We start from the raw sequence: 24,956 nt of genomic DNA on the forward strand, positions 1-24,956 counted from the left end.
GGGTATCGGAGGCGGGTGGTGATCGATGCGGGGGTGCGCCGGCCGGCGGCGGTGCGGGTGCTCAAGGGCCTGCTCGTCGCCACGGCGGCGGCGACCGTCGTGGTCGAGGTCCTCAACTATCGGTACGCGCCGGAGCACGGGTTCGGGCTGGCCGTCCGCACCGGCTGGGCGCTGCTGCGTACCCTCGGTTGGCTGATCTTGATCTGGCATGTGAATCGGGGACGGGCCGGCGCCCGGCCGCTCGGGCTGATCCTCGCCGTCACGACGATCTTCGCGGTGGGCCGGCTCGTGGTGCCGCGGACCGGCACGCCGCCGCTGCCCGGACTGATCGGCTTCGCCGTGCTCACCGTGCTCTGCCTGGTGGCCGTCGTGCTGCTCTATCGGCATCCGGCGGTCACCGGGCACCTGGTGCGGCACGCGAACAAGCTGGTGGTCAGCCGCGAGGGCGTGAGCTGGCAGGAGAGCGCGCCGCGCCGGCCGGCGACGACCGGCTGGCTGATCACCGCGCGGGTGGCGGCCTTCACCTTCAGCCCGCTGATCCTGGTGCCGGCCCTGATCTCGGTCGGCGAGCTCGGCGACAAGCCGGAGTTCACGCTGGCCGTGATCTTCTGGTTCGCGGCCGGCATCGCAGCCAGCTATGCCGTGCTGCTGTGCACGTTCTTCCTGTTGCGCGGCAAACGGTTCGCCCGCACCGGGCTGATCTGGATCGGCCTCGGCGTGCTGATCATCGACCTGCCGCTGTGCTGGCTGCTGCTCGGCGTCGACGGCCTGATCCGCGACGGCGCGCCACTGCTCGCGGCCGTGCTGCTCACCTTCTATGCGCTGTGGCGCGGCAGCTCACACGCGGAAGGTGCCGACCAGCGTCTGTAGCTCGGTCGACATCCGGGCCAGTTCCTCGGCCGCGTGCTGGGTGTCGGCGACGCTCTCGGTGGTCACCCGGGTCGTGGTGGCCAGTGTGTCGATGCCGGTGGCGATGTCGCCGACGCTGTGCGCGGCCTCACCCACGCCGCGGTTCATCTCGCCGGTGGTGGCGGTCTGCTCCTCGACCGCCGCCGCGATCGTCGTCTGATAGTCGCTGATCTGCATGATCACCTCGTCGATCTCGCCGATCGCGGTGATCGCGGTGCCGGTGTCCGCCTGGATCGCGGTGACCCGGGCGCCGATGTCCTCGGTCGCCCGTGCGGTCTCCTGCGCCAGATCCTTCACCTCGGACGCGACCACCGCGAAGCCCTTGCCCGCGTCGCCCGCCCGGGCCGCCTCGATCGTCGCGTTCAACGCCAGCAGGTTGGTCTGCTCGGCGATCGAGGTGATCAGCTTGATCACGTTGCCGATCTCCGCCGACGACTCGCCGAGCTTGGTGACCGTCAGGTTGGTGGTCTGGGCCATCTCCACCGCCCGCCCGGCGACCTCGGCGGCCAGGTTCGCGTTCTGGGCGATCTCCCGGATCGACGCGCCCATCTCCTCCGCGCCGGCCGACACCATGTCGACGTTGCGGCGGATCTCCTCGGCGGCGGTCGCGATGCGGGTGGCCTGGTCGCTGGCCCGAGCCGCGCCGCCGGCGATCTGGGTGCTCGACGTGGAGAGCTGGCTCGCCGCGGTGGAGAGCGACTGCGACGCGGTGCCGAGCGCCTGCACCGTGCCGCGCATGCTGCCGGTGGCCCGGTTCAGCGAACCGGCCATGGTGCCCACCTCGTCCCTGGACCGCACCGCCACCGAGCCGGTGAGGTCGCCGTCGGCCAGCCGGGCCAGCGTCGCGTTGACCTGGCCCAGCGGCCGCACGATCGCCCGGATCGTGGCCCAGCCCAGCGCCACCGCGATCAGGAAACCCACCGCCAGGCAGGTCAGCACCAGCGTCCGGCTGCGGTGATAGCCGGCCGTGTTGGCTTCGGCCGTCTGTGCCGCCCCTTCCGACTCGAACGCCTCCAGGTCTTCGAACGCCTGGTTGACCGCTGCCACCGGCGCCGCCGCGTCGCCGTTGAACGTCCGCGAGAACGCCACGTCGTCGCTCGCCGTGGCGGCCGGGATCAGCTGATCGTCACGAATCCGGCCGAAGTCGGTCAGCCCCTGCTGAAGGCGGGCCAGCGGATCCTCCTGGGCGGCCGCCACGCCGAGCTCGCGATAGGCCGCGATCCCGCTGGTGACCAGGTCCGCCGAGGCCAGTGCCGCGGTGTGTTTCGCGGTCGTCTCGGCGGGGGTCGCCGCGATGGTGGACAGGGCCAGCGACAGGAGCTCGTCGTCGAAGGCGCCCTGGGTCTCCGTCAATGCCACCGACGACATCAGGTTGTCGCGGTAGATGCCCGTCGCACTGGTGTCCGCCTGGTCCAGGCTGACCAGCCCGAGCGTGGCGGCGACCGCGCCGGCGACGAGCGCGACGGTCAACGCGAGGATGATCTTGGCGCCAACGCGGAGGTCCGCGAACCAGCGGGTGACCTGATTCATGTCACCACTATCGGTCAGAGCACCGGGCAAAAGGGCGGTAATCGGAACCTTGCGGGGTTGGGCCCGGCGGCCCACGATGGCCCGATGAGCCGCTTCGACGTAGTCGTGGTCGGCGCGGGCCCGGCCGGCGCCGCGGCCGCGATCGCCGCCCGCCGTGCCGGCGCCGAGGTGCTGCTGCTGGACCGGGCCGGGTTTCCCCGGGACAAGCCGTGCGGCGACGGGATCGCGGCGGAGGCGGTGGACGTGCTGGCCGGACTCGGCGTGACCGGGGTGACCGACGGTTACCCGCCGATCGGGCGGCTGCGGCTGGTCGCGCCGGGCGGCGCCGCGGTGGCCCGGGCGCTGCCCCGGGCCGCGCACACCGTGCCGCGGCGGGTGTTCGACGCGCGGCTGGTGGCGGCGGCGCTCGAGCAGGGCGTGCGGATGCGCCGCCAGGCGGTGCGGTCGCTGGACGAGGAACCGTTGCGCTCGGCCGGCGTGGTGATCGGGGCGGACGGGGCCGGCTCGACGGTCCGGCGGCTGTGCGGGCATCGGCCCAACCCGTCCGGGCACCTGGCGATCGCGATCCGGGGCTATGCGCCGGCGGCCGGGGACGAGCAGGTCATCGTCACCACGACGGCGCGGTGGCCGGCGTACGCGTGGTCCTTCCCGATCGGGGACGGGACGGCGAACGTGGGGTATGGGGAGGTCCTTCGCGGGGTGGCGCTCAGCCGGGCGTACCTGGTGGGGCGGATGGACCGGATGCTCGGGGTGACCGGACCGGTGCGCCTGCGTGCCCACCACCTGCCGTTGTCCACCCACCGGCCGCCGCCGGCGCACGGCCGGGTGCTGCTCGCCGGCGACGCCCTCTCGCTGATCAACCCGCTGACCGGCGAGGGGATCTTCTATGCCGTGCTCTCCGGAGCGCTGGCCGGCGCGGCCGCGGCCGGCGCCGATCCGGCGGCGACCTATCGCCGGGCCCTGCGCGCCCGGCTCGGCCGGCACCTGCGGCACTCGGGCTTCGCGACGTTTCTCACCCGGCGCCCCGCGATGGTCGACGCGGCGGTCCGGGCGGCCGATCGGGATCAGGCGGTCTTCGACCGAATGACCGACCTGGGGCTGGGTGACGGAACATTCGACTTTCGCACGATCGGCCGGATCGGCCGCGAAGTGTGCCGCCGGACTTGAGCGCTGGCGCGAGATGGATAGTCTTTGGGGCGATGAATCTGCGGTCGCTGGTCTACTCGTTCTACGAGCGACGGCTCGCCGGAAAACTTGCCGGCAAGCCGGTGCCGCAACATGTCGGTGTCATGTGCGACGGCAACCGTCGCTGGGCCCGCGAGATGGGTTATGTCGACCCCAACGACGGCCATCGGGTCGGCGCGGCCCGCATCAAGGAGCTGCTCGCCTGGTGTGACCAGGCCGGCATCAAGCACGTCACGCTCTATCTGCTGGCCACCGACAACCTGCAGCGGCCGGCCGCCGAGCTCGACCCGCTGCTGCGGATCATCGAGGACCTGGCGACCGAGCTCGCCGAGGAGGGCAACCCCTGGCCGCTGCGCCTGGTCGGCGCGCTCGACGTGTTGCCCGCCACCACCGCGGCGGCGATGAAGGCCGCGCAGGAGCGCACCCAGGAGCGGGTCGGCGGCGTCGAGGTCAACCTGGCGGTGGGTTACGGCGGCCGGCGCGAGATCACCGATGCGGTGCGGTCGCTGCTGCACGAGCACGCGGCCACCGGCGGCACGCTCGAGGAACTGGCCGAGGTGCTCGACGTCGAGCACATCGCCGAGCACCTCTACACCCGCGGGCAGCCCGATCCCGACCTGGTCATCCGCACCAGCGGCGAGCAGCGGCTCTCCGGTTTCCTGCTGTGGCAGTCGGCGCACTCGGAGTTCTATTTCCACGACGCCAACTGGCCCGACTTCCGGCGCATCGACTTCCTGCGGGCGCTGCGGTCCTATGGCAACCGCCAGCGCCGCTACGGCGCCTAGAAGCTCCGCAGCCCGTCGGCCAAGAACTCGGCGACCTCGGTCGGTGACTCCAGGGTCAGGTCGGCGGCGCTGGACACCTCGGCGCCGGTCTCCGGGTTGGCCACCGCCACGCACATGCCGAAGAAGTGCGGATCCACCGCCTCGCGGGCCCGCAGCGCGTCGAACGCCTTGATGTCGCTCATGTCGTCGCCGAAGTACCACGCGCAGCCGGCCGACTTGACGCCCTCGCTGATCACCATGCCCTTGTCCTGGTCGACCGGCGGCTTCAGCTCGACCACCATGCGGCCGCCCTGGGTGCGCAGGCCGACCCGCTCGGCGTGCTCGTGCGCCCAGCTGCGCACCGTCTCGTTGAGCTGCGGCGCGGTGCGGTAGTGCAGGGCCACCGAGAGCCTCTTGTATTCCACCAGGATGGTGTCCGGCAGCTCGGCCCGGGCCCGCTCGGCGAGCTCGGCCATGGTCGGCACCCAGGGCAGTGCGGCCGGCTCGGTGACCACCTCGCCGTCGTGCCACACCTCCAGCCCATAGAGCCCGTAGAGGTCGACGCGGGCCAGCGACTCGAACCGCGAGCGCAGGAAGCTCACCGGACGCGCGGAGACGATCGCCACCCGGCTGACGACACCGGCCAGCTCGTCGAGCACGCCCAGCACGGCCGGAACCGGCTGGGAGGCGTCGGGGTCGTCCGTGACGGGAGACAGGACACCGTCGAAGTCGAAGAAGAAGGTGGTGTCCCTGGCGCGCTCAGCGGTGAAGCGCCAGGCATCGGCGGGAGTAGGCGGATGGATCGGTCGCGCTTCTGCCACGACCCTCAGACTACCCGCATCGGGCGGCAACTTCGGTACGCGAAGTTCTCCGCGTTCGCCGGACGGCGCGGCGTAAGGCTTTCCACTAGCCGCCGGGGCGGATGACCGCTAGCGTTTGAGCCATGGCAAGGGGTCAACCCTCGCCAGACGGCCGCCCGGACCTGCGACAGAGAGCGCCACGGGGCCCGCATCCCGACCCCGTGCATGAGATGGGCGCCGGAGGTGGCGGACCGCGGGCGGACCGGGTTGCACGCCCGCTGGAGCAGGCCTGTGACATCTCGCCGTAATGACGCCGGGGCCACAAATAGCCCGGCCGCCAACGTCTCCAGCACCTCGGCCACGCCGGCCCGCCGCAGGGCCCGCGATCGGCACGCAGACCAGGAACCCGCCCCCCGAGGGCGGGTTTTTGTGCTGGACACATCGGTCCTGCTGTCCGACCCGGCAGCGTTCTGCCGGTTCACCGACCACGAGGTGGTGGTGCCTCTCGTGGTGATCTCCGAACTGGAGGACAAGCGTCACCACCCGGAACTGGGCTGGTTCGCCCGGCAGTCGCTGCGCATGCTCGACGAGTTGCGCATCAAGCACGGCCGCCTGGACCAGCCGGTGCTCTGCAACGACGAGGGCGGCACCGTCCGGGTCGAGCTCAACCACGCCGACCAGAGCGCGCTGCCGCACGGCTTCCGCAACGACTCCAACGACACCCGGATCCTCTCCGTGGCGCTGGGTCTGGCCGCCGAGGGCCGCGACGTCACGCTGGTCAGCAAGGACATGCCGCTGCGGGTGAAGGCGGCCGCGGTCGGTCTCACCGCCGACGAATACCGGCACGGCCAGGCCAGCGACCCCACCTGGACCGGCATGGCCGACCTCAAGCTCGCCGAGGACGACGTGAGCCGACTCTATGCGGGTGAGGAGCTCGAGCTCGAGGAGGCGGACAACCTCCCCTGCCACACCGGTCTGGTCATCCACTCGTCCAAGGGATCGGCACTCGGCAGGGTCAACCCCGACAAGACCGTCAAACTCGTACGCGGGGACCGCGACGCGTTCGGCCTCCGTGGCCGCTCGGCGGAGCAGCGGGTGGCCCTCGACATCCTGATGGACGAGACGATCGGCATCGTGTCGCTGGGCGGCCGGGCGGGCACCGGCAAGTCCGCGCTGGCGTTGTGCGCGGGCCTCGAGGCGACGATGGAGCGCAACCGCCACAAGAAGGTGGTCGTGTTCCGCCCGCTCTATGCGGTCGGCGGCCAGGAGCTCGGCTATCTGCCGGGCAGCGAGGCCGAGAAGATGTCGCCGTGGGCGCAGGCGGTCTTCGACACCCTGGGCTCGGTGGTGCACGCCAACGTGATGGACGAGGTGATGGGCCGCGGCATGCTCGAGGTGCTGCCGCTGACCCACATCCGCGGCCGCAGCCTGCACGACGCGTTCGTGATCGTGGACGAGGCCCAGTCGCTGGAGCGCAACGTGCTCCTGACCGTGCTGTCCCGGATCGGTCAAGGGTCACGCGTTGTGCTCACCCATGACGTGGCGCAGCGGGACAACCTGCGGGTCGGCCGGCACGACGGTGTGACCGCCGTCATCGAGGCGCTCAAGGGGCACCCGATCTTCGCGCACGTGACCCTGACCCGTTCGGAGCGTTCGCCGATCGCCGAGGTGGTCACCGATCTGCTCGAGGAGATCCCCCTGTAGTGGCTCCCCGGGAGGGTGAATCTGACCGGTTTTGATGCGAAAGGCCATGTGAGCTAGTTCACAACAGCGTGCCGTCGTTTCACATCGACTTCACGTTGCGCCATGGTGTTCGGCGAGCGCCATCGCGTGGCCCACCCGATCGAGATCGATGTGGTGGCCACCGCCTCGATCGAAGCTGATCGAGGCGACGGCCCACCAGGGGTCGCGGTGCTCGCGGCACGGTCCGCCATCGGAGTAATTCTTCGGTGACTCTCCGTGTCGCGTCATTGCCCCCAACGAAGGGAACGCTTCGTGAATCGGCTCTGGAGCCGGGTCGGAGTTCGCGCCACCTCGGTCGGATTGCTCGTTCTGGGCATCGTCGGCGGGGTCTACCTCGGACAAGGCCGGGCAGTCCAGCAGCGGAGTGCCGAAACGCAACTCGTCGTCCAGGCGGACTCGGACGAGATGCAGCTGCTGAAGGAACGTCAAAGCCAGCACGCCGCCGCCCGCGCGTGGCAGCGTCAGGCCGAGGACGACGCGGCCGCCAAGGCTGCCGCCGAGGCCAAGGCCGCCGCCGGCCGGGCGCGCGCGCTGGAGAAGAAGGCGATCGCCAAGAAGGTCGCCGACAAGAAGGCCAAGGAGCAGCAGGCCAAGGAGTCGTCGACCTCCGGTTCGAGTGGCGCGGAAGTGCCGTTCACCGGTCCGATCCCGGCCTCCTGCAACGAGTTCACCGGCAACCGGGAGACCGGCTGCGCGCTGATGCTCGACGCCGGCTTCAAGATCGACCAATTCCCCTGCTTGAACAAGCTGTGGAACAAGGAGAGCAACTGGCGGACCAAGGCGGCGAACACCAGTTCCGGCGCCTACGGCATCCCCCAGGCGCTGCCGGGCAAGAAGATGGCCTCGGTCGCGAGTGACTGGAAGACCAACCCGGCGACCCAGATCAAGTGGGGTCTCGGCTACATCGAGGGCCGCTACGGCTCGCCGTGCAAGGCCTGGTCGCATTCGCAGAGTGTGGGCTGGTACTAGCCGGAACGTCGGAAGAGACGGGCACGCGCTCCGGCGCGTACCCGTCTCTTTTCGTGTGGTAGTGATCAAATGTCCGCATGGTCCGGAAAGCCGTTTCCATCCTTGTCCTCGTTCTGACGCTGATCGGCGCCGCGCCGGCCGGGGCCGTCGCCCCCGCCCGTGACGTGGTCGGTGGCGAGCTCGCGCCGGACGGGAGGTTCCCCTGGATGGTGCGGCTCTCGATGGGCTGTGGCGGCGCGCTGACGGCCCCGCGGGTGGTGCTCACCGCCGGGCACTGCGTGCGTGGCTCCGGACCGGAGACCGGCATCAAGGTCGTCGCGGGTGTGACGGATCTCAAGTCGTCCCATGCGGTGACCGCCCGCTCGGTGTCGGTGATCCGGGCCGCCGGCTTCGTCAAGGAGACCCGCGGCGACGACTGGGCGCTGATCAAATTGGACCGCGCGCTCGACCTGCCCACCCTCGACCTCACCGGCGGCAACCCCGCCAAGGGCACGTTCACCGTGCTGGGCTGGGGGCAGACCAGCGAGACCGCCGAGGACCAGCAGCGCAAGCTCCGCTATGCGACGGTGCCCGCGGTGCCGGATGCGGTTTGTGCCAAGGCGTACAAGAAGGTGGGGGTGAAGCTCGTCGCCGACGAGTCGCTCTGCGCCGGGCGCACCGGCGTCGACACCTGCCAGGGCGACTCCGGCGGGCCGATGGTGGCCCGCAGCGGCGGGTCGTGGGTGCAGGTCGGCATCGTGAGCTGGGGGCTCGGCTGCGCCCGGGACGGCTACCCCGGCGTCTACACACAGGTGGGCACCTTCCGCAAGGCGATCAAGGCGGCCACCGGCAAGCTCAGCTGACTGCCAGGTTCCCCGGTGGCCTGACGTGCGTGCGCCTGCCACCATGGGATTCATGGCTATCGGGTGGGACCGCTCTGCGGACGACGTGGCGGTGACCAGGTTCGGCACCGTTCCGTTCTATGCGTCACTGGGCCGGGCCTTCGTGACGATGTGCGCGGTCATCCCGGTGCTGTTCCTGATCGAGGTGCTCGACATCGGCGCGCGCGGCCGGCTCGACCTGGCCGGCGGCATCATCCCGCACCACGTCGAGGGGCTCGACGGGGTGCTGTTCAGCCCGTTCCTGCACGCCGGGTGGGACCACCTCTATGGCAACGCGGTGCCGCTCATCCTGGTCGGCACGTTCGCGCTGGCCGGCGGCGCCAAGCGGTTCATCTGGTCGACCGCCCTGATCATGCTGATCAGCGGGCTGGGCGTCTGGTTCATCGGCAACCCGAACAGCGTCGTGGTCGGCGCCAGCGGCGTGATCTTCGGCTATCTCGGCCTGCTGGTGGCCCGCGGCTTCGTCGAGCGCAGCTGGTGGAACCTGGGCGTGGCCGCGTTCATCGGCCTCCTCTACTGGTACCAGCTCTACAACATCGTGCCGACCGACCAGCCGATCTCCTGGCAGGGCCACCTGCTCGGCCTGCTCGCCGGCGCCATCGCCGCGATCCTGTTCCGCCGCCGGAAGCCCCGCACCGAGACGCAGCCGCTGCTGGGCGGTGGCCCGCCGCTCTACGGCGCCTGAGTTCCACCGCTGGGCGGCCATCCGAGACTTCCTCGCGATCGTGGTGTGACCCGTGCCACGGATCGTGATCGGAGTGAATACACGGGGGAAGACCGCGATCGCGTGGCTCGGCCATCCAGCGACCGTCATCGCACTGCTGATCCTGGTGGTCAACGACCACATCCTCAAAGACCTGCACCCGGGCTTCGTCACCGGGAAGCTCAGCGACGCGGCCGGCCTGGTGCTGGCGCCACCGCTGCTCGCCCTCGTCGTGCGGCGGCCCGCCGCCGCGTTGTGGTCCATCGCGGTGGGCTTCACCCTGGTCAAATCCTCCGGGTACGCGGCGGAGCAGGCGTCCGCGGCCTGGAGCCTGGTGAACGGGCCGTCGGTGATCCGCGCCGACCTGACCGACCTCATCGCGTTGCCGTTCCTCGCCGTGGCGTGGTGGGCGTGCCGGTCGGCGGCGGCCCGGCCGGTCGCCTCCCGGTGGGTGCGCGCGCTGCGCATGGGGGTGCTGCTCCCGATGGCGCTGCTCGGCGTGGCCGCGACCAGCGCGCCGGCAGAACCGACCATGGCGACCAGGGTGGTGTCCACGCCGTCCACGATCTACCTGGTCTACCAGTCCTACAACGAGTACTGGGTGACCAGCGTCGACGACGGCGCGACCTGGGTCCGCGGGGCCGATGCGGAGCGCCCGATCGATCCGTCCGCGCCGGTCTACGGCAGCCCGGCGCCGTCGCCCTCGGTTTCCGCGCCTCCTGCGCCGCCGCGGGCCGAACCGGTCTCGAAGTCGTGCTCGGTTTCCGACCCGAAGGCCTGCTATCGCGTCGTGCCGGGCGCGCTCGGGGTGGAGCGCAGCGCGGACGGCGGCGCCACCTGGGCGTCCGACTGGCGGGTCGCCGAGGACGACCGCCGCAAGCTGGCCCGGCACTACTACGGACTGGACGATGTGGACGCCGACCTGGTGAGCGTGGCGGTCGCCGTGCACGACCTGCCCGGCGGCGGCCACGTCGTGCTGACGGCGAACCGGCGGGACGGTTTCGCGATGCGTGACGCCGCGGGTGGGTGGACGCGGATCGGTTTCCCGCCGGACGGCACGACCGTGCCGGCCATCGGCGAGACCCGCGGCGAGGACCGCGCGTTCTTCGCCGGCGCGGTGGCGATCGTGGTCAGCCTGCTGATCGGTCTGGTGCTGTCGTCCGGCGCGGCGATGGCGGCCACCCGCGGCAACAACCGCATCAGCGCGTGGTGGCTGGCGCCGCCGCTGCTGCTCGCCGGCTCGGCGCTGCTGCTACTGCTGGACTTCCGGGCCCTGGCCCCGGACACCTTCATCTTCTATCCGTTCCTGCTGCTGAGCCCGCTGGTCGTGGTGGTCTGCGCGCTGGCCGTCGCGATCGGCGGCACGGTCGGCGTCGTCGCCAAGGGCCCGGACCGCCTGTCCTGGGCCCTGCGCCTCTGGACGACCGGCATGCTGACCGGCGCCGTCGGCGGCGTCCCCTGGCTCCTCCCGCTCCCGCCCTGGGCCCGGCTCACCGCGACCGCGGTGGCGTGCCTGGCCGGGCTGGCGATCGCCGCCATCTCCGCCCGCCAAATCCACCCCCACGATTCAAGCGCCACGACTTCCCCAATGCCCTACGCGGAGTGGCGCTCCTGAGGAATCCCCGAAAAGTGGTAGCCCGCGCGTGCATCCGCTGCCCGGATGCACGGCTGGGCTACCACTGTGGGTTCGGGCGGGCGCGCTTCTGCCGGCTGGGGTGCCCGCGGCCTCGCGGGCGTCAGCCCTGAGGGGTTGCGCGCAGCGCGGAGGGTGACCACGCACGCAGATGGAGGCCGAGCGTCAGCGAACCGACCTCCGCGGGAGCGACGGTCTGCACGCCGACGGACCTGGGCAAAGTCATGGATCTTGGGTTAGCGGAGGGCCCGCATTCTGGAGCAAATGGCGACGTCAGGGGATTTCGGGTTCGGTGAGTGGGGTGGCGGAGACCGTGGGGAGGTGGCCGTCGAAGTCGACGGCGGAGTAGAGGGCGAGCTTCTCGAGGCGGTGCCAGGAGTCGATGACCCGGATGGTGCCGCTCTTGGAGCGCATCACGATCGACTGGGTGTGTGCGCCGCCGGCTCGGTAGCGCACGCCCTTGAGCAGGTCGCCCGAGGTTACGCCGGTGGCCACGAAGAAGCAGTTGTCGCCGGTGACCAGGTCGTCGGTGGTCAGCACGCGGTCGAGGTCGTGGCCGCCGGCGATCGCCTTCTCGCGCTCGGAGTCGTCCAGCGGCCACAGCTTCGCCTGGATCATGCCGCCCAGGCATTTGAGCGCGCAGGCCGCGGTGATGCCCTCCGGAGTGCCGCCGATGCCCATCAGCACGTCCACGTCCGACTCGCCCCGGGCCGCGGAGATGGCCCCGGCGATGTCGCCGTCGGAGATGAAGCGGATGTTCGCGCCCGCGTCGCGCACCTCCTTGACCAGCGCGGCGTGCCGGGGCCGGTCGAGGATGCAGACGGTGACGTCGGAGATGTTCGACTTCTTGGCCTTGGCGATCCGGCGCAGATTTTCGGTCGCGCCCGCGTTGATGTCGACGACGTCCGCGCAGTCCGGGCCGACGGCGATCTTCTCCATGTAGAAGACGGCGCTCGGGTCGAACATCGCGCCCCGCTCGGCCACCGCCAGCACCGCGACCGCGCCCGGCATGCCCTTGCTCATCAGCGTGGTGCCGTCCACCGGGTCGACCGCGACGTCCACCTCCGGCCCGGTGCCGTCGCCGACCTCCTCGCCGTTGAACAGCATCGGCGCGTTGTCCTTCTCGCCCTCGCCGATCACCACCACGCCGCGCATCTGGATCGAGTTGATCAGCTTGCGCATCGCGTCGACCGCGGCGCCGTCCCCGCCCTCCTTGTCACCGCGGCCGACCCAGCGGCCCGCGGCCATGGCCGCGGCCTCGGTCACGCGAACCAGATCGAGGGCGATGTTGCGGTCGAGATCCTGCGGTACGCGGGCACCGGGCATGAGAAGGCCTCCTCGCGACTCTGCGGGTGTGGATGTCCCGATCCTCACACGATCCGAGCCGCAAAGTCCCGTGCGCGCGACATGGTTAACAATGGTTGACGTGGAACCCGAAGCCAGGCCAGTCCCTGCCGAGCCCGCCCCCGTGGTGGTCGAGGGCGAGCAGAGTGATGCCGAGGCGGCGGCCAAGCCGGTGCGCCTCGGGCGGCGCGAGGGCCGCTCGCCGCGGGACATGGTGATGTCGCTGGCGATCCTGCTGATTCCGATCGCGCTGCTGCTGACCTTTTATCGGGTGGTGCTCAGCGGCGACGCGCCGGTCACCGTCGATCCGGCGGACACCATCCGGGAGGCACAGACGGCCGCGGTCTTCCCGGTGGCGGTGCCGGCCGGCCTCGGCGACGACTGGCACGTCACGTCCGCCACGTTCCGCCGGGCGCCGGAGGGCGCGTCGCTGCGGCTGGGTTATGTGGCGCCGGACGACGACGCCGCGCTCGTGGTGGAGAGCAACGTGCCGGCCGACCAGCTGCTCCCGGTCGAGCTGGGCAAGGACGCCACCCCCCGCGGCACCTTCCGGGACGGCGAGGTGGCGTGGCGCAGCTATCTGACGCGGCCCAACGAGACCGCGCTGGTGCTGACCGACCAGACCCGCACGATCATCGTGGTCGGCAACACCGACGAGAAGAACCTGCGGGCGCTCGCCGCCGCGCTCTCCTGAGGTCTATTCCTCGGCCCGGGCCGCGCGGGCCGCGTCGATGCGGGCCCGGGCGCCTTCGAGCCAGCGCTCGCAGACGTCGGCCAGCTTTTCGCCGCGCTCCCAGAGGGCCAGGGACTCCTCGAGGGAGCTGCCGCCGGTCTCCAGCCGCTCGACGACGCCGGCCAGCTCGGTGCGGGCCTGCTCGTAACTCAACTGCTTGTCGTCGGTCACTCGTGCTCTCCCACCGTCACTTGCAACTCGCCCTCGGAGAGGCGAACCCGTAGTCGGTCGTCGGTCTTGACCTCGTCGGCCGCGCGGACCACGTGGCCGTCGGCGCGCTGCACGATCGCATAACCCCGCTGGAGGGTGGATTTCGGCGACAGCGCGCGCAGCCGGGCGACGGTGTGGCCCAGGTCGTCGTCGGCGCGGCGGAGGCGGTGCTCGAGGCTGCGGACGGCGCGGTCGCGCAGCGCGGTCACGTCGGTGGCGCGCTGGTCGATCAGCAGCTCGGGCCGGGCCAGCGACGGCCGTGAGCGCCACGACTCGAGGCGGTGCCGCTCGCGGTCGAGCAGGGTGCGCACCGCGCGGTCGAGGCGGCGGCGGGCCGACTCGATCAGCTGCAGCTCCTCGGCCAGGTCGGGGACGATGCGCTTGGCCGCGTCGGTGGGGGTGGAGGCGCGGGCGTCGGCCACATAATCGATCAGCGGCGCGTCGGTCTCGTGGCCGATCGCGCTGACCACCGGGGTGCGCGCCGCGAACACCGCCCGGCAGAGCGCCTCGTCGGAGAACGGCAGCAGGTCCTCGACGCTGCCGCCGCCGCGGGCCACCACGATGACGTCGATCGTGTCGTCGTTGTCGAGCACCTTGAGCGCGTCGATGATCTGCGGCACCGCGGTCGGGCCCTGGACCGGCACGTTGATCACCCGGAAGTCGACGGCCGGCCAGCGCCGGCGCGTGTTCATCAGCACGTCGCGCTCGGCGGCCGAGGCGCGGCCGGTGATCAGGCCGATGCGCTGCGGCAGGAACGGCAGCCGGCGCTTGCGCTCGCGGGCGAACAGGCCCTCGGCGCCGAGCAGCTTTTTCAGCTTTTCCAGCCGGGCCAGCAGCTCGCCGAGCCCGACCTGGCGGATCTCGTCGGCGCGCAGGCTGAGCGTGCCGCGGGCCGGATAGAACTCCGGCTTGGCGTGCAGCGTGACGCGGGCGCCCTCGGACAGCTCGGGCGCGCCGGTGTCGAGCACGTCGCGATGCGCGGTCACGGTGAGGCTGAGGTCGGCGGACGGATCACGCAGCGTCAGGAACACCACCGTCGACCCGGGACGGCGGCTGATCTGGGCGACCTGGCCGTCGACCCAGACCCAGCCGAGCTTGGCCACCCAGGCGCCGAGCTTCTGACTCACCACGCGCACCGGCCACGGCTCGTCGGCGGAGCTCCGCGGCTCGGGGGGTTTGGCGTCCGGCTGGGTCACCACGACAGCGTACGGAAGTGGTGTGACAGAGCGGCTGCGGCATACTCGTTCGATGGCTGACGCGGCGGACGAAGATCAGGACCTGGCGGAGCCCGAACCCGCGGTCGACGAGCGCCGGGCCGGTCGGTTCTGGGCCGGGGTGCTGGGCGCGTTCAGCCTGGTCGGCGGCCTGACCTGGATGTTGCTCAACCTGCACGGGCCGCAGCCGGTGGTCGACCTCGGCGTCGGGGTGGTGCTGGCGGCCGGCGGGTTGATCCTGCTCATGCCGCATCGGATCAGCCTGCCGGTCAAGCTCACCTGGCTCACCGCCGTGGTCGTCGGGCTGGCCGGGAGCGCCGCCGGGCTGCTGTCCGGCACCGCCGAGGTGTGTTGCATGTATGCCGCCGTCGAGCAGCGTGGCTTCCCGTTCCAGTGGCTCAGCCGTGGTGGGGTGGCCGACGACCCGGCGACCGCCCAGCGGCTGGCCGACGCCGCCGCTTGGCACTGGGACGTTTCGACGCTGCTGGTGAACGTGCTGGTGTGGGCGTACGCCGGAATCGTGGTCGTTGCTCTGATCACCGGGCTGCGCCGGCGGCGGTAAGTCCGTTTCGCCCCATACGGCGGGTTCCCGGCGGGATACTCGGGCCGTGAGCAGCGTGGGAAACGCCGAGGTGGACGAGGACGACGACGAGTTCGACGAGGAGGCGCCCGGCCTCTGGGGTTCCTTCTTCACCGCCCTGCGGCTGATCGTCGGCTGGTTCTGCGTGGTGATCGGCGTGCTGAACCTGCTGGTCGAGGTGGATCGCACGACCGGCGAGCCGGACATGGCGTACGTCCTGTTCCACTCGATGCTCTTCGTCGGCGGTCTGGTGCTGCTCGCGGTCTCCTGGCTGGGCCGCGGCCCGGGCGTGCCGGGCTATGCCGTCGGCGGCCTGGTGGCGGTCGGCGGCCTGCTGATCAGCGGTTATCCGGTGAACAACACGGTCTGCTGCATGCCGGCCTTCGACGTGCGGCACGGCTGGCCGTTCACTTTCGTGGCCCGCGACGACGGCGCCGGTGCGGCCGCGCGCTGGCATGTCGACAGCCAGCACCTGCTGGCCGACCTGCTCTTCTGGGGGTACGCGGGCCTGCTCCTGCTCGTGGTCGTCGCCCTGATGCGCCGCGCGGCCGGCCCGCGGCCTCCCGTCGACGCTCCGGCCGCACTTGCCGGTGGCGCAACTCACGCTGAGCGGCGTGCCGTGGCTGAGCAGGAGCAACCGCAGGTCAGGGACGGCGCCTGAGGGCGGGCTCGACCGGCGGGACCTGCGTACCATGGCCGGGTGAGCGAATCTCGTAAGCGCGTGTTGCTGGCCAAGCCCCGGGGCTATTGCGCCGGCGTCGACCGGGCCGTGCAGACGGTCGAGGAGGCGCTGAAGCTCTATGGCGCCCCGGTTTATGTGCGCAAGCAGATCGTGCACAACAAGCATGTGGTGAGCACGCTCGAGGCGGCCGGGGCGATCTTCGTCGAGGAGAACGAAGAGGTGCCCGAGGGCTCGACCGTGGTGTTCTCCGCGCACGGGGTGGCGCCCGAGGTGCACGAGCAGGCCAGGGCGCGCAATCTCAAGGCGATCGACGCGACCTGCCCGCTGGTGACGAAGGTGCATCACGAGGCGAAAAGGTATGCGGCCGACGACTACGACATCCTGCTCATCGGGCACGAGGGGCACGAAGAGGTCGTCGGCACGGCCGGCGAGGCGCCCGCGCACATCCAGCTCGTCGACGGCCCGGACGGCGTCGACCAGGTGACCGTGCGCGACCCCGCCAAGGTGGTGTGGTTGTCGCAGACCACGCTGTCGGTCGACGAGACGATGGAGACGGTCGCGCGGCTGAAGACCAAGCTGCCGCTGCTGATGTCCCCGCCCAGCGACGACATCTGTTATGCCACGCAAAATCGCCAGCACGTGGTCAAGGAGATCGCGCCGGACTGCGACGTGGTGATCGTGGTCGGCTCGACGAACTCGTCCAACTCGGTGCGCCTGGTCGAGGTCGCGCTCGACGCCGGCGCGCGGGCCGGTCACCTGGTGGACTTCGCGTCCGAGATTCAGGACGAATGGCTCGAGGGCGCGACGACGGTCGGCGTGAGCTCCGGCGCCAGCGTCCCCGAGGACCTGGTCATGGAGGTGCTCGCCCACCTGGCCGAGCGCGGCTTCGGCGAGGTGACGGAATACACGACAGCCGAGGAGCGGCTCACCTTCTCGCTGCCGCAGGAGCTGCGCCGCGACATGAAGGCCGCCGCGGCCGCTAACCGCTGACCAGCTTCTCCAGCTCGCCGACCAGTGCCTCGGGCGGCGGCATCGCGGCGATCTCGGCTTTGACCTCGCCGGCGGCGGCGCGCAGGGCCGCGTCGGTGAGCAGCCGGGTGAGGTCGGCCGCGGTGATGGCCCTGGCCTCGACGGCCAGGCCCGCGCCACGCTGGGCGAGCAGCTCGGCGTTGTGCCTGCGGTCGCCGGCTCCGGGGGCGACCAATTGGGGTACGCCCGCGGCGAGCCCGCCCAGCACGCTGCCCGCGCCGCTGTGGTGCACGAACGCCGCCGCGAACGGAAGCGCCTGATCCAGCGGGATCCGATCGACGGCGCGCACGTTGGGTGGCAGCTCGCGGCCGGACGTGGCGGGCCGCACCAGCACGAACTCGGCGTCCACCGAGGCCGCCGCGGCCACCACGGCCGGCCCGGGGTCGCCGTCGTTCGGACCCTTGATCGTGCTGCGGCTCACCAGCACCCGCGGCCTCTCGCCCGCGGCGAGCAGCCAGCTCGGCACCTCGCCGCCGCCGGAGAACGGCACCGCCCGCATCGGCCGCACCACCGCGTTCGCGAGGGCGCCAGCGCCCGGGCGCGGCGGCTGCGACGGGCCCCGGCGGCCGGCGGCGGACGGATCCGGGCGCAGGGCAGCCAGGCTCGGCGGCGTCGCCGTGATGATCAGCTCCGGCGCCGGGATGGTGCGCGCCCGCATCGCCGAGCTCGTGGTCACCGCGGTGAAGAGGTCGGCCGCGGACCACAGCGTGTTTTCCTGCAGCACCGACGGCACGTCGATCCGGCCGGCCAGCACCGCCCCGGCCTCGCTCAGCGACTCGTAGACGATCAGGTCCGGGCGGATCTCGCCGGCCACCGCGGTCAGCGCCTCGACCATCGCCAGGTTGGCCCGGCCGAACAGCTCGCCGACCATGCCCAGCCCGGCGCGCCCGTGCATCTCCGCCCACGCGATCGCCGGGCGGCCCAGCGCGACCCGCATCGCGCTGCGCGGCAGGCTGAACCCGCGGCCGACGTCATGCGTCGTCAGACCGGCCGTGTCGACCGGAAAGCCGCCGCTCGCCACGTGCACCTCGTGCCCCGCCTCCCGGCATGCCCGCGCCAGCGGGACCAGCGGGAGGAGGTGTCCCTGCAGCGGGACAGAGACGAAGAGGATGCGCATGTCGGCGTTCTATCACAGGGTTTCTGTGTCGGCGCTGAGCTCGCGCGCCGGGCCTTCAGGTGTCGGCCGTCACGGCTGGTCGACCAGCTCGGGAGCCTGCGGCTGGCGCGGGGTGATCTCCACCTGCGCCGGGGTCTCGAGATCGCGGTCGGACACGCCCATCTCGGCGAGCTTGCGGGCGCTCACCAGCACGCGGGACTCGAGGGATCCGACCGCCTTGTTGTATGCCGTCACCGCCCCGCCGAGCGCCGCACCGAGCTTGCCGACGTGATCGCCCAGAGTGGACAGCCGGCCGTAGAGCTCGCGGGCCAGCCCGTGCACCGCCACCGCATTACGCGCCAGCGCCTCCTGCCGCCACGAATAGGCCACCGTGCGCAGCAGCGCCACCAGCGTGGCCGGGGTGGCGAGCACCACGTTGCGCCGGAACGCGTGCTCCATCAGCGTCGGGTCCCGCTGCAGCGCCGCGTCCAGGAAGGGATCGGCCGGCACGAACAGCACCACGAAGTCGGGAGTGGACTCGAACGCGGTCCAATATGCCTTCGCCGCCAGCTGGTCGACGTGCATGCGCAGGTGGCGGGCGTGCTGGTCGAGGTGGCCGTCGCGGGACTTCTCGTCGCGGGACTCCATCGCCGACAGATAGGCATCGAACGGCGCCTTGGCATCGACCACCAGCACCCGGCCGCCGTGCAGGCGGACCACCAGGTCGGGGCGCACCCCCTGCTCGTCGGTCGCCGCGGTGACCTGCTCGGCGAAGTCGCAATGGTCGAGCAGCCCGGCCGCCTCCACGATGCGGCGCAGCTGATGCTCGCCCCAGCGCCCGCGCACCTGCGGCGCCCGCAGCGCGGCCACCAGCTGGCGGGTCTCGGTGCGCAGCTCGCCGGAGACCGCGCCCATCGCCCGCACCTGCTCGCGCAACTCCGCATAGGCATCCACGCGCTCGTGCTCGAGCTCACCGATGCGCTGCTCGTAGTGCCGCAGGGCGTCGTGCAGCGGCGCCACCGCCCGGGACACCGCCTCCTGCGACTGCGCGGTCGCCTCATAAGACAAAGCCCGCATCGACTGCTCGAGCCGTGCCTCGCCGTCCTTGCCGGCCTGCAGCGTCGCCTCCAGCCGGGCGATGTCGGCCGCGGCCCGCAGCCGGGCGGCCAACCAGCCCAGCACCGCGCCCACCGCCAGGCAGATCACCACCACAGCCAGCGTCGAGAATGTCACGTAACGCACTGTGCCAGACGGGTACGACGGTTTCCGCGCGGGTACCTTGGAGACATGAAGGTGTTTCTGCTGCTCATCGTGCTTCTGATCGTGATCGGACTGGTGTTGGTCTGGCGGCGTGGCGCGGCCGGGCGGGAGCAGAACCGCCTCGACGACGCCCGAGCCGAGGCCCAGAGGTGGTACGAGCGCCTCGGCGGCCAGGTGCTGAACCTGCACAGCGACGACCCCGCCGCCCGGCAGGCGCTGGCCGACGCGGGCGAGCGCTACAACGCGGCCGGCGGCCAGTTGCAGCAGGCGAAGACGCCCCGACAGTTCGAGCTGGCCCGCGAGTCCGCGCTGGAGGGCCTGTCCTATGTGCGCGCCGCCCGCGTCGCGATGGGCCTCGACGCCGGCCCGGATCTGCCGCCGCTCGCCGCCGCGCAGGGCGCCGGGGCGCTCACCCGCGAGCGCGAGGTGGACGTGCAGGGCCAGCACTACAAGGCCGGGCCGCAGCCGGGCGCCGAGACGCCGTACTACTACCCGGGCGGGCGGGTGCAGGGTCGCCCGGTGCCGGCCGGCTGGTATTCGCAGCCGATCTGGCGCACCGCGCTGGGCGCCGGCGTCGGGGTGCTGGGCGGCATGCTGATCTTCGACGCGCTGCTCTCGCCGGGCTTCGGCGACATGGGCTACGGCGACGGGTTCCAGGACGCGGGCGGCGGCGATGCGGGCGGCAGCGACGCGGGTGGCTTCGATGGCGGCGACTTCGGCGGCGGCGATTTCGGGGGCGACTTCTAGAGCTCGGGATGCATGCGGCGGGCCAGCTCCCGCCGCAACGCCCGGGGGCCCGGCCACAGCTGGGTCAGGTCGGCGCTGAACGCCGTACCCGAATCGGTCTCCGCCATCGGCGGCCCACCCGGCCCGGCGTTCTCCACCGGATGGACCCGGTCGAGGTCGACCGGGGTGACCTCGAGCAGGGTGCGGGCGCCTACCCGGCGCACCACGACGTGTTCGATGTCCGCCCAGGCCAGCCAGACCGGATCGCTGCCCTGGGCGGCCAGCTCGAGGCCGGCCGCGGAGACCCGCACCCAGGTGCTCAGCGACGAGCGCGCGGAGAAGGCGAACGCGCCCGCCACCAGCACCCCGACCACGACCGCCTGCAACAGCGTGAGCCACCACGTGTCGTCCGTGTCGATCAGCAGGCCGACCAGGGGCGACACGATCACATAGGCCAGCACGATCACACCCACCATGGCCAGGAACGTGCGGGCCGGCGACGACCGGAACAGCACCGCGTCGTCCGCCGGCGCCGCCACCTCCTCGGGCTGGATAGACATGCCACCCATGGTGGTTGAAAAGCTCAGAAAGCGCAGGCGATCACCAGCGTGGGCGTGCGGTCCGGCAACCGGTCCAGCTTGGCGATCCGGCCGGCCGCCTTCAGGTCGCCCTCGATCAGGCCGAGCCGGTCCAGCAGCGCCGCCGGACCGAGCGCCTCGGCCAGCGGCACGTCCGCCTTCATCGACAGCTTGCGGTCCGACTTGGCCCGGCGGACCTGCCGCAGCGCGTCGCCGGCCAGGTCGAGCAGGGTCGCGTCGCCCTCCGGCGCGACCCGGCCGAGCTCATACTTCGTCGGCCAGGTCGAACGGTGCACCGAGCCGTACCGCCACCACGACCAGACCTCCTCGGTCACGAACGGCAGAAACGGCGCGAACAGCCGCAACTGCACGGACAACCCGGCGGCCAGCGCGGCCCGGGCCGAGTCGCCGGCCGGGCCCTGGGCGTAGGCCCGGTCCTTGACCAGCTCGATGTAGTCGTCGCAGAACGTCCAGAAGAACGTCTCGGTGGCCTGCAACGCGTCGGTGTGCTGATAGGCGTCGAACGCCACGGTGGCCGTGTCGGTCACCGCGGCCAGCCGGGCCAGCATCGCCCGGTCCAGCGGCTCGGTGACCGGCTGCCGCAGCGCGTCGGCCGCGCCCAGCCCGAGCGCGAACCGGGACGCGTTCAGCAGCTTGGTGGACAGCCGCCGCCCCACCTTGATCTGCGCCGGGTCGAAGGACAGATCGGTGCCCGGCCGGCCGTTCGCCGCCCAGTAGCGCACCGCGTCCGAGCCATTTTGCACCAGCAGGTCCATCGGCGTGACCACGTTGCCCTTGGACTTGGACATCTTCTTGCGGTCCGGGTCGAGGATCCAGCCGGAGAGCACCGCGGTCTTCCACGGCAGCACATCGTGCGCCAGGTGCGCCCGGACGATCGTGGCGAACAACCAGGTGCGGATGATCTCGTGCGCCTGCGGGCGCAGATCCATCGGGAACACCATGCCGAACAACTCGTCGTCGGACCCCCAGCCGCCGATGATCTGCGGCGTGAGCGACGAGGTGGCCCAGGTGTCCATCACGTCCGGATCGGCGGTGAAGCCGCCCGGCTGATCGCGCCGGGACTCGTCGAAGCCCGGCGGACACTCCGAAGAAGGGTCGACCGGCAGTGCGGATTGATCCGGCATGAGAAGCTCGGAGTGGTCCGGCTCGCCAGCGTTGTCGAGCCGGTACCAGATCGGGATGGGCACGCCGAAGAAGCGCTGCCGGCTGATCAGCCAGTCGCCGGTCAGCCCGTTCACCCAGTGCTCGTAACGGTGTTTCATGTGGTCCGGGATCCAGCGCAGCTCTCGCCCGCGATCCAGGAAGGCCGCCCGCAGCGAGTCGTCGCGACCGCCGTTGCGGATGAACCACTGCCGGCTGGCGACGATCTCCAGCGGCGAGTCGCCGTTCTCGTAGAACTTGACCGGGTGCATGATCGGGCGCGGCTCACCCAGCAGGTCGCCGGTCTCGGTGAGGATCCGCACGATCTCCCGGCGCGCGGCGTTGACGGTCAGCCCGGCGAACGGCTGATAGGCCGCCTCCGCGACCCCGTCGGGCCGGTCCGGCAGGAAGCGCCCGTCCCGGCCGATGACCACGCGGGCCGGCAGGCCGAGGTCGCGCCACCAGACGACGTCGGTCAGGTCGCCGAAGGTGCAGACCATGGCGATGCCGGTGCCCTTGTCCGGCTCGGCCATCGGATGCGCGCGGACCGGCACCTCGACGTCGAAGAATGGGGTGCGGACCGAGGTCAGCCCGGCGAATCGCTCGTCGGAGGGATGGTGGACCAGCGCGACGCAGGCCGGCAGCAGCTCCGGCCGGGTGGTGTCCACCTCGACCGGTCCGGCCGGGCCGTGGAAGCGCAGCCGGTGATAGGCGCCGGGCCGCTCGCGATCCTCCAACTCGGCCTGCGCCACCGCGGTGCGGAACCCGACGTCCCACAGCGTCGGCGCCTCGGCCGTATACGCCTCCCCGCGCGCCAGGTTGTCCAGGAACATGCGCTGCGACACGGCCTGCGCCCGGCGGCCGATCGTCGTGTAGGTCTGTCCCCAGTCGACGGACAGCCCGAGCCGCCGCCAGAGCGCCTCGAAGACCTTCTCGTCCTCGACCGTCATCCGCCCGCACAACTCGACGAAATTGCGCCGGGAGATGGCGATGGGAGGCTTCGCCGGCTTGGCCGGCGGCTCGAAGGACGGGTCGAAGGGCAGAGCCGGATCGCACCGCACGCCGTAGACGTTCTGCACCCGGCGCTCGGTGGGCAGGCCGTTGTCGTCCCAGCCCATCGGATAGAAGACCGTCTTGCCGCGCATCCGCTGGAACCGGGCGATCAGGTCGGTGTGCGTGAAGGAGAAGACGTGGCCCATGTGCAGCTCGCCGGAGACGGTCGGTGGCGGGGTGTCGATCGAGAACACCTGCGACCGCGTCGTGCCTACCCGGTCGAACCGGAACGTGCCGGTTTCCTCCCAGTGCGCGCCCCAGCGATCCTCGAGTCCATCGAGCGTGGGGCGGTCCGGCATCCGACCGCGTGCGGGCTCTTCCGTCATGGGCCTCAGGGTATGGCCGTGGGCGCCGGGCGTACCAGGAGATTTAGGGTCCTGTCATGTCCTTGAGCGTGGAACCTGATCATCCGGCGCTCCGCTGGACCGGTGCGGCCGAACTGGTCCGGGACGGCGACCGCTGGACGGCCTGGCGGCTGCCGCCGGACGACCTCGCCACCGCGCACGCGCCCGACCTGGTCCGCACCGCGCGCATGCCGGCCGGTGTGCACGTGGCGTTCCGCACCGCCGCGACCCGGCTGGAGATCGATTTGGAGTGCGATCCGGTGCGGGCGCCGCTGGACGTGCTGGTGGACGGCGAACTCGCCTATCGCGGCCTGGACGGCAGAGTCCCGCTGCCCGGGCGGGACGCGCTGGTCGAGGTGTGGCTGCCACAACTCGGCGTGCCAGATTCGGACCGCTGCGGCTGGACGCGCCGGTCACCGCGGCCCCGCCGGCCACCGGCCCGCGGTGGATCACCTATGGCAGCTCGATCACCCAGTGCAGCGCCGCCGCCGGCCCCACCGAGACGTGGCCGGCGCTGGTCGCCCGGGCCAACGGCTGGCAGCTGCGGTGCCTCGGCTTCGGCGGGCAGTGCCACCTCGACCCGGTGGCGATCCGGGCGATCCGCGACAGCCCGGCCGAGGTGATCTCGCTCTGCCTGGGTGTCAACGTGCACGGGCAGGGCAGCTTCAACCGGCGCACCTTCGCCGGCCAGGTCTCCGGCGCGATCCACACCATCCGCGAAGGTCACCCGGAGACGCCGATCGTGGTCGTCTCGCCGGTCGTCAGCCCGGGCCGCGAGCACACCACGAACCCGGCCGGTCTCACGCTCGCCGAGATCCGGGACGAGGTGGTCGCCGCGACCACCACCCGCCAACGCCGGGGAGACCCCGACCTGCACCTCGTCGACGGGCCGTCGATCCTCGGCCACGCGGACGCCCACCTGCTGCACGACGGCCTGCACCCGTCCGCCGAGGGCTACCGCGTGCTGGGCCAGCGCCTCGCGCCGGTGCTCAAAGCACTGGCGTCGCAGGCCCGCCCGCGCCCGCATCCGTGACGCCGGTGACTGCGCTGGTGACTCGCACGTTCACCACGGTGCGCCAGGTGAACGGCCCGTCCGGCATGCACCGCCCGGCAGCCTGCGCCGGCGGCTCGGAGAACAGCTTGTCGGCATTGGGCGCCGGGGCCGCCACCACGACCACCGCCGCGCGCTCCCCGTTATGCGTCAGCACCACGGCGCGCGGCACACACTGCGGGTGGTGGGCCACGACCAGCGACAACCGTCGCTCGTCGACCCGGTACTGCTCCACCGGCACCGCCTCGCCGCGGTCCACCCGCGCGTCCGCCGGCAACGGCTCGCCATCCTTCACCACCAGCGAGGTCTCGGCCTCGCGCAGCACAGCGTTGATCTGCCCGCCGAACGTCGTCGCCGCCGCCTCCACCGAGGTCGGTGGCGGCGGCGCCGGCTCGGCCAGCACCACCGGCAGCACGATGATCAGGGTGAGCCCGGCGACATAGCAGGCCGCGAGACCCTTCGACGGCCGCAGCCGCCGCCCGGCGTCCGGCGTGCCCATCGACGTGGCGATGAGCACGACCCGCAGCAGCAGCGCGCCGATCGCGATCATCCCGCCGAACGCGATCACCCGCAGCCACGGCAACCAGTCCGCGTGATAGGCCAGGAAGCCCAGCATCACCGCGACATAGACGGTCTCGCCACCCACCGCCAGGCTCAGCGCGCGGGCGTGCGGATCGCCCCGGAGGCGGGCCAGGCGGATGCCGCCCGCGATCACAACGCCGGCGATCACGATCAGCAGGAGACCTCTCACACCTCAGATCGTGATCGCCGCGCGCAA

At 71.7% G+C, this 24,956-nt stretch carries 25 protein-coding genes; 15 read left to right on the forward strand and 10 right to left on the reverse strand.

Going from position 1 to position 24,956, the window contains the following annotated elements; genetic code table 11:
- Window positions 1-15: 15 nt before the first annotated feature.
- Entirely contained in the window at window positions 16-870 is an 855-nt protein-coding gene (locus tag ACZ6TI_RS25505; protein WP_465347642.1) for a hypothetical protein, read from the forward strand.
- Here ACZ6TI_RS25505 and ACZ6TI_RS25510 read toward each other — a convergent pair.
- On the reverse strand, window positions 838-2,439 hold the full coding sequence (locus tag ACZ6TI_RS25510; RefSeq protein ID WP_465347643.1) for a methyl-accepting chemotaxis protein: 1,602 nt from the start codon (window positions 2,437-2,439) through the stop codon (window positions 838-840). The two genes, ACZ6TI_RS25505 and ACZ6TI_RS25510, sit on opposite strands and share 33 nt — an antisense overlap.
- A gap of 84 nt (window positions 2,440-2,523) precedes the next feature.
- On the opposite strand from ACZ6TI_RS25510, the gene ACZ6TI_RS25515 reads away from it, so the two are divergent.
- Together ACZ6TI_RS25515 and ACZ6TI_RS25520 are read left to right on the forward strand one after the other, a co-directional pair.
- Window positions 2,524-3,606, forward strand: a complete 1,083-nt coding sequence (locus tag ACZ6TI_RS25515) for an NAD(P)/FAD-dependent oxidoreductase (protein ID WP_465347644.1) — start codon at window positions 2,524-2,526, stop codon at window positions 3,604-3,606.
- Window positions 3,607-3,638: 32 nt separating this feature from the next.
- Complete coding sequence (locus tag ACZ6TI_RS25520) at window positions 3,639-4,409, forward strand: isoprenyl transferase (RefSeq protein ID WP_465347645.1); 771 nt, start codon at window positions 3,639-3,641, stop codon at window positions 4,407-4,409.
- Here the strand turns inward: ACZ6TI_RS25520 and otsB are convergent.
- On the reverse strand, window positions 4,406-5,209 hold the full coding sequence (gene otsB / locus ACZ6TI_RS25525; protein ID WP_465347646.1) for a trehalose-phosphatase: 804 nt from the start codon (window positions 5,207-5,209) through the stop codon (window positions 4,406-4,408). The genes ACZ6TI_RS25520 and otsB overlap by 4 nt on opposite strands.
- A 270-nt stretch (window positions 5,210-5,479) precedes the next feature.
- Here otsB and ACZ6TI_RS25530 point away from each other — a divergent pair, with 270 nt between their 5' ends.
- The 6 genes from ACZ6TI_RS25530 to ACZ6TI_RS25555 all read left to right on the forward strand — a co-directional run bounded on the left by ACZ6TI_RS25530 (window position 5,480) and on the right by ACZ6TI_RS25555 (window position 11,099).
- Window positions 5,480-6,892, forward strand: a complete 1,413-nt coding sequence (locus ACZ6TI_RS25530; protein WP_465347647.1) for a PhoH family protein — start codon at window positions 5,480-5,482, stop codon at window positions 6,890-6,892.
- A 102-nt stretch (window positions 6,893-6,994) separates the two neighbouring features.
- Complete coding sequence (locus tag ACZ6TI_RS25535; RefSeq protein ID WP_465347648.1) at window positions 6,995-7,141, forward strand: hypothetical protein; 147 nt, start codon at window positions 6,995-6,997, stop codon at window positions 7,139-7,141.
- Window positions 7,142-7,183: 42 nt separating this feature from the next.
- Window positions 7,184-7,900, forward strand: coding sequence for an aggregation-promoting factor C-terminal-like domain-containing protein (locus tag ACZ6TI_RS25540; RefSeq protein ID WP_465347649.1), 717 nt, complete (start codon window positions 7,184-7,186; stop codon window positions 7,898-7,900).
- Between the two features lie 77 nt (window positions 7,901-7,977).
- A complete protein-coding gene (locus tag ACZ6TI_RS25545; protein ID WP_465347650.1) occupies window positions 7,978-8,742 on the forward strand; it encodes a S1 family peptidase in 765 nt (254 codons plus the stop codon).
- 52 nt (window positions 8,743-8,794) lie between these two features.
- The gene (locus tag ACZ6TI_RS25550) at window positions 8,795-9,466 is read left to right on the forward strand and encodes a rhomboid family intramembrane serine protease (RefSeq protein ID WP_465347651.1); all 672 of its coding nucleotides are present in this window, start codon (window positions 8,795-8,797) and stop codon (window positions 9,464-9,466) included.
- A gap of 73 nt (window positions 9,467-9,539) precedes the next feature.
- Complete coding sequence (locus tag ACZ6TI_RS25555) at window positions 9,540-11,099, forward strand: hypothetical protein (protein ID WP_465347652.1); 1,560 nt, start codon at window positions 9,540-9,542, stop codon at window positions 11,097-11,099.
- 291 nt (window positions 11,100-11,390) lie between these two features.
- Here ACZ6TI_RS25555 and glpX read toward each other — a convergent pair whose 3' ends face one another.
- Window positions 11,391-12,443, reverse strand: a complete 1,053-nt coding sequence (gene glpX, locus ACZ6TI_RS25560; protein ID WP_465347653.1) for a class II fructose-bisphosphatase — start codon at window positions 12,441-12,443, stop codon at window positions 11,391-11,393.
- Between the two features lie 100 nt (window positions 12,444-12,543).
- Here glpX and ACZ6TI_RS25565 point away from each other — a divergent pair, with 100 nt between their 5' ends.
- A complete protein-coding gene (locus ACZ6TI_RS25565) occupies window positions 12,544-13,155 on the forward strand; it encodes a DUF4245 domain-containing protein (protein ID WP_465347654.1) in 612 nt (203 codons plus the stop codon).
- 3 nt (window positions 13,156-13,158) lie between these two features.
- Here ACZ6TI_RS25565 and ACZ6TI_RS25570 read toward each other — a convergent pair whose 3' ends face one another.
- Window positions 13,159-13,365 (reverse strand): exodeoxyribonuclease VII small subunit, encoded by a 207-nt coding sequence (locus ACZ6TI_RS25570; protein WP_465347655.1) that lies wholly within the window; start codon window positions 13,363-13,365, stop codon window positions 13,159-13,161.
- Window positions 13,362-14,600, reverse strand: a complete 1,239-nt coding sequence (gene xseA, locus ACZ6TI_RS25575) for an exodeoxyribonuclease VII large subunit (RefSeq protein WP_465347656.1) — start codon at window positions 14,598-14,600, stop codon at window positions 13,362-13,364. Before xseA ends, ACZ6TI_RS25570 begins: the two co-directional genes overlap by 4 nt.
- A gap of 52 nt (window positions 14,601-14,652) precedes the next feature.
- Here xseA and ACZ6TI_RS25580 point away from each other — a divergent pair, with 52 nt between their 5' ends.
- From ACZ6TI_RS25580 to ACZ6TI_RS25590, 3 genes are read left to right on the forward strand one after another with little or no spacing between them, the layout of a single operon-like run.
- Complete coding sequence (locus ACZ6TI_RS25580; protein WP_465347657.1) at window positions 14,653-15,180, forward strand: hypothetical protein; 528 nt, start codon at window positions 14,653-14,655, stop codon at window positions 15,178-15,180.
- A 46-nt stretch (window positions 15,181-15,226) separates the two neighbouring features.
- Complete coding sequence (locus ACZ6TI_RS25585) at window positions 15,227-15,859, forward strand: hypothetical protein (protein ID WP_465347658.1); 633 nt, start codon at window positions 15,227-15,229, stop codon at window positions 15,857-15,859.
- Window positions 15,860-15,898: 39 nt separating this feature from the next.
- On the forward strand, window positions 15,899-16,870 hold the full coding sequence (locus ACZ6TI_RS25590) for a 4-hydroxy-3-methylbut-2-enyl diphosphate reductase (RefSeq protein WP_465347659.1): 972 nt from the start codon (window positions 15,899-15,901) through the stop codon (window positions 16,868-16,870).
- On the opposite strand, the gene ACZ6TI_RS25595 is transcribed toward ACZ6TI_RS25590, so the two are convergent.
- Window positions 16,860-18,026, reverse strand: a complete 1,167-nt coding sequence (locus tag ACZ6TI_RS25595; RefSeq protein WP_465347660.1) for a glycosyltransferase — start codon at window positions 18,024-18,026, stop codon at window positions 16,860-16,862. The two genes, ACZ6TI_RS25590 and ACZ6TI_RS25595, sit on opposite strands and share 11 nt — an antisense overlap.
- A gap of 69 nt (window positions 18,027-18,095) precedes the next feature.
- Complete coding sequence (locus tag ACZ6TI_RS25600; protein WP_465347661.1) at window positions 18,096-19,238, reverse strand: DNA recombination protein RmuC; 1,143 nt, start codon at window positions 19,236-19,238, stop codon at window positions 18,096-18,098.
- 54 nt (window positions 19,239-19,292) lie between these two features.
- Here ACZ6TI_RS25600 and ACZ6TI_RS25605 point away from each other — a divergent pair, with 54 nt between their 5' ends.
- Window positions 19,293-20,012, forward strand: a complete 720-nt coding sequence (locus ACZ6TI_RS25605) for a hypothetical protein (protein ID WP_465347662.1) — start codon at window positions 19,293-19,295, stop codon at window positions 20,010-20,012.
- On the opposite strand, the gene ACZ6TI_RS25610 is transcribed toward ACZ6TI_RS25605, so the two are convergent.
- On the reverse strand, window positions 20,009-20,551 hold the full coding sequence (locus tag ACZ6TI_RS25610) for a hypothetical protein (RefSeq protein WP_465347663.1): 543 nt from the start codon (window positions 20,549-20,551) through the stop codon (window positions 20,009-20,011). The genes ACZ6TI_RS25605 and ACZ6TI_RS25610 overlap by 4 nt on opposite strands.
- A gap of 23 nt (window positions 20,552-20,574) precedes the next feature.
- A complete protein-coding gene (valS, locus tag ACZ6TI_RS25615) occupies window positions 20,575-23,109 on the reverse strand; it encodes a valine--tRNA ligase (protein WP_465347664.1) in 2,535 nt (844 codons plus the stop codon).
- 376 nt (window positions 23,110-23,485) lie between these two features.
- On the opposite strand from valS, the gene ACZ6TI_RS25620 reads away from it, so the two are divergent.
- Window positions 23,486-24,160, forward strand: coding sequence for a GDSL-type esterase/lipase family protein (locus ACZ6TI_RS25620; RefSeq protein ID WP_465347665.1), 675 nt, complete (start codon window positions 23,486-23,488; stop codon window positions 24,158-24,160).
- Here ACZ6TI_RS25620 and ACZ6TI_RS25625 read toward each other — a convergent pair.
- On the reverse strand, window positions 24,117-24,929 hold the full coding sequence (locus tag ACZ6TI_RS25625) for a hypothetical protein (protein ID WP_465347666.1): 813 nt from the start codon (window positions 24,927-24,929) through the stop codon (window positions 24,117-24,119). The two genes, ACZ6TI_RS25620 and ACZ6TI_RS25625, sit on opposite strands and share 44 nt — an antisense overlap.
- Window positions 24,930-24,956: the final 27 nt, after the last annotated feature.

The organism is Actinoplanes sp. NPDC051388 (assembly GCF_055586225.1).

Excerpts from the sequence above, each read along its gene's own strand:
- ACZ6TI_RS25535 (WP_465347648.1), top strand. The coding sequence starts at position 6,995 with ATGGTGTTCGGCGAGCGCCATCGCGTGGCCCACCCGATCGAGATCGAT.
- ACZ6TI_RS25545 (WP_465347650.1), top strand. The coding sequence starts at position 7,978 with ATGGTCCGGAAAGCCGTTTCCATCCTTGTCCTCGTTCTGACGCTGATC.
- ACZ6TI_RS25580 (WP_465347657.1), top strand. The coding sequence starts at position 14,653 with ATGGCTGACGCGGCGGACGAAGATCAGGACCTGGCGGAGCCCGAACCC.
- ACZ6TI_RS25520 (WP_465347645.1), top strand. The coding sequence starts at position 3,639 with ATGAATCTGCGGTCGCTGGTCTACTCGTTCTACGAGCGACGGCTCGCC.
- valS (WP_465347664.1), bottom strand. The coding sequence starts at position 23,109 with ATGACGGAAGAGCCCGCACGCGGTCGGATGCCGGACCGCCCCACGCTC.
- ACZ6TI_RS25510 (WP_465347643.1), bottom strand. The coding sequence starts at position 2,439 with ATGAATCAGGTCACCCGCTGGTTCGCGGACCTCCGCGTTGGCGCCAAG.
- ACZ6TI_RS25550 (WP_465347651.1), top strand. The coding sequence starts at position 8,795 with ATGGCTATCGGGTGGGACCGCTCTGCGGACGACGTGGCGGTGACCAGG.
- ACZ6TI_RS25595 (WP_465347660.1), bottom strand. The coding sequence starts at position 18,026 with ATGCGCATCCTCTTCGTCTCTGTCCCGCTGCAGGGACACCTCCTCCCG.
- ACZ6TI_RS25610 (WP_465347663.1), bottom strand. The coding sequence starts at position 20,551 with ATGTCTATCCAGCCCGAGGAGGTGGCGGCGCCGGCGGACGACGCGGTG.
- glpX (WP_465347653.1), bottom strand. The coding sequence starts at position 12,443 with ATGCCCGGTGCCCGCGTACCGCAGGATCTCGACCGCAACATCGCCCTC.
- ACZ6TI_RS25515 (WP_465347644.1), top strand. The coding sequence starts at position 2,524 with ATGAGCCGCTTCGACGTAGTCGTGGTCGGCGCGGGCCCGGCCGGCGCC.
- ACZ6TI_RS25605 (WP_465347662.1), top strand. The coding sequence starts at position 19,293 with ATGAAGGTGTTTCTGCTGCTCATCGTGCTTCTGATCGTGATCGGACTG.